Source organism: Fulvivirga sp. M361, assembly GCF_007097395.1.
Taxonomy (GTDB): Bacteria; Bacteroidota; Bacteroidia; order Cytophagales; family Cyclobacteriaceae; genus Fulvivirga.
This window is the reverse complement of the sequence record NZ_VKDC01000006.1, coordinates 274333-287139: the sequence shown is the minus strand read 5'-3', so window position 1 is coordinate 287139 and position 12807 is coordinate 274333. Positions and strand designations below refer to the sequence as shown.

The 12807-nt window shown below is 42.9% G+C and carries 5 protein-coding genes; all 5 read right to left on the bottom strand.

The window, feature by feature from the left end; translation table 11 throughout:
- Positions 1–68: 68 nt before the first annotated feature.
- Positions 69–2717 (bottom strand): GH92 family glycosyl hydrolase, encoded by a 2649-nt coding sequence (locus tag FNH22_RS08415; protein WP_143397910.1) that lies wholly within the window; start codon positions 2715–2717, stop codon positions 69–71.
- Between the two features lie 142 nt (positions 2718–2859).
- Positions 2860–5511 carry a glycoside hydrolase family 3 protein gene (locus tag FNH22_RS08410; RefSeq protein ID WP_143397909.1) on the bottom strand — a complete coding sequence of 884 codons (2652 nt, stop codon included), beginning with the start codon at positions 5509–5511 and terminating at the stop codon, positions 2860–2862.
- A gap of 75 nt (positions 5512–5586) precedes the next feature.
- On the bottom strand, positions 5587–8247 hold the full coding sequence (locus FNH22_RS08405) for a glycoside hydrolase family 3 N-terminal domain-containing protein (protein ID WP_143397908.1): 2661 nt from the start codon (positions 8245–8247) through the stop codon (positions 5587–5589).
- Positions 8248–8435: 188 nt separating this feature from the next.
- Positions 8436–11144 carry a glycosyl hydrolase-related protein gene (locus tag FNH22_RS08400; protein WP_143397907.1) on the bottom strand — a complete coding sequence of 903 codons (2709 nt, stop codon included), beginning with the start codon at positions 11142–11144 and terminating at the stop codon, positions 8436–8438.
- A gap of 78 nt (positions 11145–11222) precedes the next feature.
- Positions 11223–12776 (bottom strand): M81 family metallopeptidase, encoded by a 1554-nt coding sequence (locus FNH22_RS08395; RefSeq protein ID WP_370513174.1) that lies wholly within the window; start codon positions 12774–12776, stop codon positions 11223–11225.
- Positions 12777–12807: the final 31 nt, after the last annotated feature.

Below are 12807 nucleotides of genomic sequence, written 5' to 3'. Positions count from 1 at the left end.
TGACCAAAACCGAAGGTCATTATTCTCACTTTCTTACCATTATCCGGCTCGTGTTTAAAACATCCGGATCATTGTAGTAATCCCCAGTTTTTATTGGGTTCCGGGCCCATCTCAAAAACCAGTTCGCCCCCCTCTATTACAGCATCATGGTGCAACCAACTCAAATTATATGGCTCTCCATTTAATGTTGCCGATTGTATGTACAGGTTCTCTTTTGAGTTATTCTCAGCGATCACTGTAAATACCTTTCCTTTTCCCACGTTCATTTGGACCTTATCAAACACCGGGCTACAGATCTGATAGATCGGATCTCCCGGGTTTGCCGGGTAAAAACCCATAGCGCCAAACACATACCAGGAGGATACCTGACCACAATCATCATTGCCAGGAAGTCCCCCGACGTCATTAAAGAAATATTTAGCCAACATATCACGAACAACTTTTTGAGTTTTCCATGGTGCGCCTAAACTATTATACATATATGGTGCATGCATAGAGAATTCGTCCCCTACGTAATACATGTCCTTTTCGAAAAACTCGTCAAGATAGTCTATCAGTTTGTCGTCCCCACCCATAAAATCAGACAATCCGGGAATATCATGGGGCACTAACAGGGTATGGTTCTTATAATATATTTCTGCATCGTGATCTGTTCCCTGTGCCCAAACACTAATGCTTTTATCAAATGGCGGAAGCCACTCACCATTCAATTTTTTCCCGCGAACCAGGCCTGTTTCTTTATCGAGGACATTAACATAGCGCTTTGAGCGTTCCATAAACTCAGTGTAATACTCCTCTTTACCTAAAGCTTTTGCCATTTGAGCAATACAATAGTCATCATAAGAAAACTCAAGTGTTCTTGCCACAGGTTCGCCATAAAACCCAAAAATATCGGTAGGCACATAACCAATGTCGTTGAAGTACTCTATACCTACCCGACCTGAAAAACCACGATTTCCTTTTTCAGTAGCATTTTTCAGCATGGCCTCAAAAGCCAACTCAGCATCAAAACCCCGAATACCTTTTATGTAAGCATCAGCAATCACTGCATCGGCATGCGTTCCCATCATAATACTGCGATACCAGGGATTTGGCCATTTAGGCAACCAACCTCCTTGCTGGTAGGTATTCAACATACCGTTAATAATATCAGTAGTTTCCCGGGGTTTCAAAATCACCCATAAAGGATGTAACGAACGGAATGTATCCCATATAGATAAATCGGTATACATCTCTCCTTCGTGAACTTGAAAATCGAATGGGCTAAAATATCTCCCACCTTCATTTAAGTTGCGTGGATTTACGAAACATTTGGTTAAAGCGGTATAGAAAATAGCTTTATCATCTTCGGTACCTTCTACCTGGATCATATTTAACTCTTTCTCCCAAACATCAGCCCCTTTTGCCACCGCTTTGTCAAAATCGAAATCCGGAAACTCTTCCTCCATATTTGCCCGGGCCTGTGCTATATCAATCAAAGAAGTACTCACTTTCATTCTCACTTTTTCCTGGTCCCCGGTGGCAAAAGTTACATATACTGCATTCCCATCAGCTCCTTTAAGCGCCATTTGAGAACCCAGTTTTGGATCCGGCTTCATTGGTTCTGAACATCTAAGTTGCATTTCAGTCGTACTTGAACCGTCGTAATATTCGATACGTATCTCGTATTGCTGCCCTTTGGTAAGGTTCATCTTGTGTATGTTGGTCCCCGTGGCTCTATACATCCATTGATCAATTACCCTTTCGTCGTTTATATACATTCGGGTACCGTCTTTGGTGGTTAATTCAAATGTATGCTCCCCGGTATGCCTTGCCACCAGCGTACCCGTATATATCGCCGAAAAGAAATCATCCTTAACGCCTTCGGCCGGTGCTTTCAACCAATTGTAATTCAATTCGGAATAGTTCACGAGTACATCAGGTTCCCCTTCCAATTTGTCGTTATTGTAGTACTTTGCTTTGAATCCGTCAGGAACCAAACCGGCATCAACTACATCAGGCAACAGATCCACATTGTATGCTTCGAATTTTTTATCAAACCTGGCCACAAAGTGGTTTTTGAAATGCCCCGCAATAACCATGTAACCTTCAATCTCATTTCGCTCAGGTATCACCTTATAATACCCGGGAACATATACGCCATCAAAAACCACAGAAGAGGACTCGGATTCGGGAAAAGTAAATTGAAAGAATCCGGTTTTTGAAGCCGCTGTAAATTCAGCCTTTATATCATAATCGTCTAAGTTCACCGAGTAATAGTGGGGTTTAGCGGTCTCACTATCGTGACTAAATTTTGAAGCACGGGCATCAGCATCTATTTTAACCTGTCCTGTCATGGGCATTAATGACATGGGGCCCCAATCTCCGACAACAGCTCCATTGGGATAACGTGTGCCGCGAAAACCCTGGATCTTTTCCTGATCGTACCAATAAGGAACGGGAACCGTAATTACGCGTTTTGTCCACTTAGCCGTTTGAGGGGTCCAGTGTGTTAAGGCGGATGGATTTCCTACAATAGGAGAAACATACCCCAAAGGTTCTTCGGTTTCGGTGACAGTTACATCGGCTATGCTGGGAGCTGTCCCTACCCTGGTGTCTACATACCTGAGAAATCCTTTTTCAGGTAAGGAAACAGCGTTTTCCCGGGTATGACTGCAGCCTGAGAATACTGCCATAACCAATAATGCGGTGGTGATTTTGATCATCTGTTGATTCATACGATTACTTATATTGCTTTTTGAAAGGGTCTATTCATAAAAAGTGCTTTTAAACTTTCCGATTGAGCTAAACACAAGATTGCCATCTGATCCACTGAATTTTTTCTTCCATTATTCTTAATCTCAAACCATCTCGATCTACTTACTCTACCTCAAAAACTGTGTTCAGTCTTATGTCATCGGAGGCAGCTCCCACCTTCACTTCAAACTGGCCTGGCTCAACCACCCGTTGCATATTCACATTCCAGAGTGCCAGATCGTCAGGCAGCAGGGTGAACTCCACCTCTTTCTCTTCGTCAGGAGCAAGTTCCACTCGCTGAAATCCCCGGAGTTGAATCCTTGGGGTGCTAACAGAACTATAGCTATCGGTTATATATAACTGAGCAACCTCAGTACCTTTTCGATCCGAAGTGTTTTTAATTTTCACCCTAACTTTTTGTTCCTCAGTTGTTGAAATGACAGGTTTTTCAACGCTTATGTCAGAATAGTCAAATTGACTGTAATTGAGTCCATGACCAAAAGCAAACAATGGTTTATTACTTTCATCTACATAGGTAGCGTTTGCCGATTTCTTTTGGTTGTAATAGATAGGAAGCTGCGCATTGGCCCTGGGAAAAGATATCGGCAACTTTCCCGAAGGGTTCACTTTACCTGTTAAGATATCCACAATACCCTGACCTCCTTTTTCACCGGCATACCATGTTTCCACTATGGCATCTGCCAGTTCCACTTCTTCTTTCAACACTAAAGGTCTGCCATTTTTAAGCACAAGAACAATAGGTGTCCCGGTTCCCGCCACTTCGCTTAATAGCCTTTTACTATAGGGGTTCAATTCAAGGTCCACCTTGTCCCTCCCCTCTCCGTGAGGGTCTTTTTCACCTAATACCAACACCGCTACATCAGCCTTACGTGCCGATCTCACTGCTTTTTCAAACATGGTCTCTTTTTTAGCGTCGGGATTAATTTTCCAGCGGATCTTGATATCTGCAAACTCATCATATTCTACCAATTCAAGTTTAACAGGGTATTTTCGGTTTTTTTCTAAACGTATGCTCTTTTTAGACCAGGAGTTTTTGAACTTCTTATCCCAACTATCTATCAATACTTTATTATCGATTGTGAGCCTTCCCAAATCATCGGCCCATACCTGAAAGTCATATATACCGTCCAGTTTGGGAACAATATAGCCGGTCCAGCGAATGGCAAAATTATCACTGGGGATCCCGGGTGCAGGGCTGAGATTGTGCCAGTATTGTTCTAATTTGGTTTCTACCCGGGTCAGCGCGGGGTTACCTGAATAATCCGTATTCGTAAAGTACTCTGCCAAAAGCCCCTTTTCTCCATTTTCTGTGAGAAGAAATCGTTCATCAATTTCTTCCATGATACCTCCGGGAACTCCAACATCTACAAAATCAATGGTATAGTCTGTTTCCCTGAACACTTCAACCATGGATATTTCACCTTCGGGTCTTCGTGAATATCCTCCCAAAAAAGGTTTAGCAGCCAGTTCTCCAATAATGGCAATATTTTTAAACTTGTCTTCCAGGGGCAGGATGTCATTGTTATTCTGTAGTAGTACGATGGATTTATGAGCTGATTCCAAGGCCAGTTGTTCAGACGCCTTGTTACCGTACCGGGTAGCTTTCAAAGACGCATCGGTGTAGGGGTTTTCAAATAATCCTAATTTGAATTTCACATACAATACGCTTGAAACAGCCCTATCTATATCTGCCAAAGTCAATAATTTTTCATCCAAAGCGTCTCTTATGCTTTGCGCATAGACTTCATGTTTGTAGTCATAGAATTGCATGTCCAATCCGGCGCGGATCGAACTGGCAATAGCTTCTTTAGGGTTTTTTGCTGTAAAGTGTACCACTTGCTGTTTTGCAATGGCTCCAAGGTCGGAAATTACCATACCTTTGAAACCCCATTCTTCCCGTAGCACTTTTTTTAGCAACCATGGATCTCCCGCTGCGGGCACACCATCCCATTCGTGATAGGCAGCCATAGCACCCAATGCTCCGGCTTCTGTAAACGCTTTTTCAAAGACATATAAGAAGTTACCTCTGGCTTCCCGTTCTCCAATGTAAACCGGCGCAGTATTCTTTCCTCCTTCAGGAATACTATGAATACCAAAGTGTTTTGGTTCAGCTACTATGGCATCATCATCACTTAAATTGTCACCTTGCATACCTCTAATGATGGCCACTCCACTTCTTGCGGCCAAATACGGATCTTCGCCATAGGTCTCCTGCACGCGTCCCCAACGAGGCTCTCTGCCTAAACCCAAAGTTGGCGCTAACACGAGATGCACACCGACACAGCGAGCCTCAGATCCGATAACTTTTCCAATTTTCTCCATCGCTTTTACATCCCACATACTTCCCAAACCAATAGGTACCGGAAAGGAGGTAGCACCTTTTCCCAGGTACCCGTGTAACGCCTCTTCGATCACTAATGCAGGTATGCCGAGCCGGTTATTTTCAATGATATATTTCTGTATTTCATTAGAAATTTCAGCAGACTCAGGATACAGATCGCGAATCGAACCAATGTTCATTCCTTTTAATACTTTTTCTGCCTTCTCAACCGATAACTTTCCGGCCTCAATCAAATCATGAGATGAATACATATCCAGTTCCCTGATTTTTTCGTCCAGTGTCATTCTTGATAAAAGGTCAGATATCCGTTGTTCAGTATCCAGTGCTGCATTCTTATAAGCAGGAACAGGTTGATCCGTTATACAAGCTGCAACTGAGAAGATGATCCCAAAAAACAAATAATTCCATCTCATACTTTCATTATTTATTCTATTCCTTTTTGGTCAAATCATTGGTTCGGTTGCTCCCTCCAGGGAAGTAGCCAATAATCATTTTACACGAAAGGTAGATGTTAACTTAATATCATCGGATGCAGCACCAACCTTTACCTTGAACTCTCCAGGCTCCACAACCCGTTTCATTTCAGCATTCCACAGTGCCAAGTCATCAGGTAACAACACAAATTCAACTACTTTTTCTTGTCCTGCATCCAATTCAACTCTTTTAAACCCTCTCAGTTGCATGACAGGAGTGGTCACAGAACTAAAACTGTCGGTGATGTATAATTGAACAACTTCCGTTCCTTTTCGATCAGAAACATTTTTGATCCTGCAACTCACCTTTTGGTTTTGATCCTTAGCTATTTCTGCCTGCGCTATTTTTAGGTCCGTGTACTCAAATTTGCTGTAGCTTAATCCGTGTCCAAATGCAAAAAGAGGCTGATTGTTACCATCCACATAGGTACGGTTGGCCGATCTTTTATGGTTGTAGTAGATCGGAATTTGCCCGCTATTATGAGGAAATGAAACTGGCAATTTCCCTGAGGGGTTTACCTTTCCGGTAAGTACATCCACCGTTGCTGGTCCGCAGAATTCTCCTGCGTACCATGTTTCAACAATAGCATCCACTTTTTCACTTTCTTCGGTCAATACGATGGGTCTTCCGTTTTGAAGCACCAAAACAATTGGAGTACCTGACTTAGCCACTTCATTCAATAGCTGCTTGCTATAGGTGTTAAGCTCAAGACTTACCTTATCCAGACCTTCGCCTACTTCATCCATTTTTTCACCTAGCACCAACACGGCGACATCAGCTCTTTTAGCCGCTTTTGCTGCCTTTTCAAACATGCTTTCCCCTTTATTGGCAGCAAATTTCCAGCGAAGGAATATGCCTGTAAATTCGTCCAGTTCGGCCATCTCCAATTTAAGAAAATGCTTTTTTCCTTTTTCTAAATAGACTTCATTTTTCGACCGTGTTGAGGACCATGTTCTTTTAAAATCCTTATTCCAACTATCAATAACTACTTTTCCATCAAGGGTGAGTTTCCCCAGATCATCAGCCCAAAGATCAAACGCATAGATCCCGGTAAATTCCGGTACGATATAACCACTGTAACGAATTGAAAAGTTATCTGAAGAAATACCTGCAGCCGGGGTATTGTTGTGCCAATCGTTCTCCAGGTCATATTCAACCCTGGTAAGCGCAGGATTTCCTGATAAATCGGCATTGTTAAAATATTCGACATCAATACCCTGCTCTCCTTTTTTAGTAAACAGAAACCGGGTATTTATTTGTTCGAAATAATTTCCCGGGACACCAATATCTACAAATTCAACATTGTATTGTGTGTCTTTAAATGCCTCTGTGATCGGCACCCCAACCGCGCTTTTAGGTGAATAACCACCAAGAAGTCCCTCACCGGCTAATTCGCCTATGAGGGCAATATTTTTCATATCATTGCTCAATGGCAGGACATTATCCTTATTCTGCAATAAGGTAATGGATTTTTGGCCTGATTCCAGGGCGATACCCTGGTGTGCCTTGCAATGATATCTTTCTGCTTTCAAAGCAGTGTCAGTATAAGAATTTTCAAAAAGCCCTAACCTAAATTTCACATAAAGCACACTGGATACTGCTCTGTCAAGATCTTCTATTTTCAGTGTTTGATCATTTACGCCATCGATGATGGATTGCTGATAGGTATCGTGGGCATAATCATAGAACTGCATGTCCATACCTGCGCTTATGGACGCAGTGATTGCTTCTTTAGGGGTTTCTGCCGTAAAATGTGCTCCTTGTAATCTATTGATGGCTCCCAGGTCGGAAATGACCATTCCTTTAAATCCCCACTCATCCCGCAACAGGTCTTTCAACAGCCATGGGTCTGCAGAGGCGGGTATGCCGTCCCAATCGTGATAAGCAGCCATCGCCCCTAAAGCGCCCGCCTCTTTAAAAGCTTTTTCAAAAACATAAAGGAAGTTGCTACGTGCCTCACGTTCACCTATGTAAACCGGAGCTGTATTTTTGCCTCCTTCGGGTATACTATGAATTCCGTAATGCTTGGGTTCGGCTACAATCGCATCATCATTTGACAGATCTTCACCTTGCATTCCTTTTACCATTGCCACACCACTTCTGGCGGCCAGGTAGGGATCTTCACCAAACGTTTCCTGAATTCTTCCCCAACGTGGTTCTCTTCCCAAACCTAATACAGGAGACAACCCCAGATGAACACCCACCGAACGGGCCTCTGTTCCGATTACCTTTCCGATTTTCTCAATGAGCTCTACATCCCATGTGCTACTGATCCCTATAGGAACCGGAAATGCAGTAGCATGATGACCAACATATCCATGCAATGATTCCTCAATGATCAATGCAGGGATTCCAAGTCGTGTATTTTCAATAATGTATTTCTGAACTTCATTGGCAGCTTCTGCGGATTCCGGATAGTAATCACGTATGGATCCCATGGCGATACCATTTAAGTGTTTATCCATTTTTTCAATAGATAATCTACCGTTGGTCACCAGATCATGGGACGAATACATATCCAGTTGTTTCGCCTTTTCTTCCAATGTCATTCTTGATAGAAGATCGGCTACCCGGGCTTCCACAGCTAATCCTTTGTCTCTATATGCAGGTGTATTGTTTTCCGGTTCGCAACCGATAAAAAGTAATGCGATGAGTAGTATATAATATCTGTTCACGTTGGTATAATTAGAGTTTTGGTCATCTATTTAAAGTGTATACTTCGAAGTATTTCTCATATTTTTATATCCATAGCCTGGCCCGGCTATTACACCAGCCCCGAAATCCTTAATACAAAATCTGCCACTCCGGAGAGAAGTTGATTTCGGTTGCGCTCTTCCATATTTATTCCCATGGTCAACTCACCCTATTCGATTTTTATAGTCTCAATGGCATTATGACCTACCTTCAGTTGGATATTTCCGTCCTCTGATTTTAATTCCCTGATGGGCTCTTCAATTAAATTGGTCAATTGGACATTACTTACAGGTTTAAAAATAGAAATGGAGGCATCAACACCTTTTCCATCCGTATCATATACCCTGAGTATCGTACTTTGGTCATCTTCTGCTTTTTTGACGGTAGAAATTATCAGGTTGTCCTGATCAGTTTTAAAAAAGCTGAGTTTTTCGGGTAATGTCGTTTCACGAAAAGATCTCGGATCGACTACTACATGTATTTTTTCATTTGCCTGCTTTCCAAAGCGCTGACCATTTTTCCAGCCGGTATGATGGGAGGTGAAACTGAATGAAAAATGATGGTCTCCCGTTTGATGGTAGGTGTTTCCTTCCCAATGGCAACTTTTTCTGGACGCCAGGAGGATCGGTTGCAAAATGGTCTGTCTACTCAATGAATCGACAGGGTCCATCCAGTCAGCTGTTATTACACTTGAGCTGATGGTTACTCCATAATCCGAATTGCTGGCAGATATCCAGTTTTCAATAGCTCTTGGATGAATTTCTCGTACAGGCGTATTATAATATTCACCTCCGTTACCTCTCAGTTCATCTTTACCAATGGTCACTGCACCAAACGGAACTTCATAAGTAACGGTCCCATCTTCCATGTTCAACGGAAAGGCTATTCTAAACTCCCTGTAAAGGGTTCCGGCCCAGTTTAAAAGATCCACTGTAAAGTCTATCCTCCTGGCGGTGTTGTAAAGTGTGATCTTCATTTCAACAACAGCCTCCTTCATAGGTTGTCTCATTTTGAATGAGGTGTAAACGGGACCCTGCTCATCTACTTCCCAATTTGTGACCCCTGTACCCAGTCTATCAAAAAAGGTCAGATCGGGTTGCTGCACTTCAGCAAACTCTCCAGCGCCATTACCTTCAGAATGCATGGCAAATATTTCACCCGCTTTGAATGTAGTGGTGTTGATCAGTTCTTTTTTCAGGGCTTTATCAAAAATGCTTTCCAATCCTCCATGGCCAAATCTTACTTTGTAAAAATCATTTTCATAGGCATTTTCAGTCTTTTTACCCGTGTTAGACCCTACCGGCCCGGCTGGCCTTAAATAAAAAGTCCTGTACCCAATGGAAGGAAGTTTTTCGGCGACAAAGTTGACAACGGCAGATTGTAAATATCCATTAGGGTAATGTTCCACTTCAGACAGTTGTACGGATACGTTGGCCCCATTTTCAGTAACCAGGTAAATGTTTTCAGCTTCGTCAGGACCAAAGTTTATGCTAAAGCTGACAGGATCCGTTCGTTCCCAGCTCAGGCTGTTGAATACAACAACCGGGGTGCCTTTTTTTGAATCAAGTATTATTTTTCCGGCAATATCCCTGATCGATTGGCTTACTATTTTTTCCGCTTTGGATTTCGCGATAATAAACTTCTGTAAAAAAAGGTTATCAGTAACATCACCCCCTTTACCCCCCCAGCCATGGTCCGGGTAAACTTTAGCCTCCCATGCTTCTTTTAAGGCTTGTTCCGGGTACTTTCTAAATGAGTTTTCGACCAATGCATCAGCTGTGGCAAATTTTTCAGCCTGCGTTAGTAAAATATCCCCTTCCCTGCTTGTTTTTATGGCTTGTTGATGCGCAGCTCCATGAATATATACCCATGTATTGGGACGATCTCCTTTAATGGTCTTTTCGATCGCTGTAGTTGCCGTTGCTTTTTCAAAAAACTCATCCGCCGTGGCATAATTGAATTTGGGTAAATCAACTTTGACACGTTTTTTACCCTCTGCCTTTATGTACTTTATCTCATTCCATTTATTGATGAAAGGAACACAGTTTTCCACGGGTTTTTGGTCCCAGATAAATTCATAATTCAACATGGCAGGCATAACGGAATTATCTGCCGTTTGATTGTTGTACTTCGTGTACCAATCCACGGCATCTTTTGCCATTTGTTTTACCGCACCTTCATCACTTCTCCCTAACAGATTGTAAAACTCCATGTAATGATTACCGGGACTATAACAGCGCACTTTCGAGCCATCAGGAGCTTCCCAGTAAAATAACCCTTTGATGTGCCTCGCAAAAACAAAATTGTTTACTCCTGCTTTACTAGCCAATTGCGGCATTTGCATAGTTCTGGCGGGAACATCGTTATTAAAATAAGTATTGGTCTGATACCCTTCCAGGTTATCCTGCATCCATTTTGTGCCGAGGTAAAATTGCCTGGTCAAAGCTTCTCCCGAATACATCTCTTCGTAAGCCTGTACATAAGCCCCTCCCACACATATTCTCCCTTCTTTAAGAAATTTAATGAAGTCTTTTTTTTCTTCCGGATGCCGGTGCAGGTATTCCATTACAATGGAAGATTGCTCGATATCCATTTTGAAGTCAGGTTCCCTCTTCAATCGATTGATGTAAGGGGTCAACCATAGGTTATCCCGATCGATCTTACAGATCTCCGGTTCATTCAGCCAGGCAATATCTTCATGAGTGGTCGTAAATAATAGTACCTTACCTGTCGCCAGTTTTGACTTTGAAAGTGCTCTTAATAGTTCGTATGTTTCCTCATCGCAATTAAAGGTCTCCTGGGCTAATGCGCTTCGATTTCCTGACGTGAAGGCAAATACGTGGATCAGGATTACAACCTTGGCCAATATCGTTTTCATCTTTAGTTTATTTTCTTGTGCTAAATTTCCATTCAACGTACGGGACTGGTTTGCCTTTTAGTTTTCGACGCTTGAGTATTACATTTTCGAATTAGAGGTTTCAATCCATCGAACATTAAGGTCCACATCCGTCATGTTTTTATCCATAGGAAACATGGGTCTTTTAATGCGCTGATAATCCAGTCTCTCCAGGTCCTGATCAACCCCGCCTGGAGTAAGCGCCATCACCCAGTCTCCGCGCATATTGTAAAGCTCGGGGACCAGGTACCCTATTTTAACTACTATAATATCTGTATCACGAGGATTCAACTCCAATTGAGTGAAGTCATGCTCACGATGATACGGCTTACGTTTTTTAGTGACAATAACGGAGATGTTACCTACCTCTACCACTACTTCCACTTCAGCATGCCTGTCCCCCTCTCTGATCGACTTCACCGTACCGAACAATAGAATGGGGGCAGCATAGCGATCATCGACTTCAGCCCCGACATATGCTTCTACTTCTTTACCAACTCCCACTTGCAAGGCTTGCTCTACTAATTGTGGCCCTGGTATGGAAGCGTAAATGAGTGATTTGCCATTTTCCTTTTTAAACTCGTCTGTATTTAACAATTCATTAAGTGTCCAGGTCACATCTCCGGCGCCCCCTGCTGTTGGGTTATCTCCCATATCACTAAGCAGAAATGGTTTTTTATCACTTTCGATAGCCATTTGCAGCGCCGTTTCAAAAGGTTCCGTAGGGGCCACAAATTCAAAATCATTCCTTGCCTCCCAAAAGCTGTTGGCCAGACTTTCCGCTGAGGCTTTCACTTTGGATTTATCATCACCTGTCACCATCACCACTGCATGGTTTCTAGGCTCATCCGCCCATGCATAACCTACCCAAATAGCAGCATCAATGATGCCCTCTTGTTCTGCAATTGGCGCCACCCTGGCGTAAAGGCTTTTTCCAGGTTCAATTCTCGTACTGGTTTTTTCGCCAGGAAGTAAGACGGGGACCGGGATCCAGGCTTTGTACTCAGGCTTTCCTTTTCCGCTCTCCAGACGGTCCAGTAAATTAGTCAGGGCCCTTCGCTTTGATTCAAAAGCGTCTTCATGCGGGGCCATACGATAGCAAGTAATGAGGTCCGTGTTTCCCGCCAGTTTTTTTGAAACATTGCCATGAAGGTCCATACAGGTAGAGATCACACAATCGTACCCCACTACTTCCCGGATCCTTTTGATCATATCTCCTTCCGGATCATCTAATCCTTCCACACTCATGGCGCCATGAATGTCAAAAAAGAGGCCATCATAAGGAAGGTTAGCTTTTAAGCTTTCCAGCGTTTTTGACATAAGTGATTCATAAGCTTCCCGGGTCACTATCCCGCCGGGAAGTGCATGCCCTTTGACCGCCGGGAAATATTCAGCTTGTTTTCGCACGGATGAATCTGCCGCCAGAAAAGGGAAATAGTTAAAAACGTCTTCTCCATAAAGTGCATGAAAAGCCTCTTCAGTACTTTTAGCCGGTGAGAACGTACTTGACTCTATGGCCAGGCCGGCTATGGCTATTCTTGGAAGGGGTTTATCATTTGATTCCTTATCGGTGGGCTGACAAGCGAAACCTATCAACAATATCAACCCGTACATTTTATTTAATTTCATATGCTTTTTATTCCAA

What these genes read in the sequence shown, in the direction of transcription:
- FNH22_RS08415 (WP_143397910.1), bottom strand. Translation starts at nt 2,717, where the DNA reads ATGAATCAACAGATGATCAAAATCACCACCGCATTATTGGTTATGGCA.
- FNH22_RS08410 (WP_143397909.1), bottom strand. Translation starts at nt 5,511, where the DNA reads ATGAGATGGAATTATTTGTTTTTTGGGATCATCTTCTCAGTTGCAGCT.
- FNH22_RS08400 (WP_143397907.1), bottom strand. Translation starts at nt 11,144, where the DNA reads ATGAAAACGATATTGGCCAAGGTTGTAATCCTGATCCACGTATTTGCC.
- FNH22_RS08395 (WP_370513174.1), bottom strand. Translation starts at nt 12,776, where the DNA reads ATGTACGGGTTGATATTGTTGATAGGTTTCGCTTGTCAGCCCACCGAT.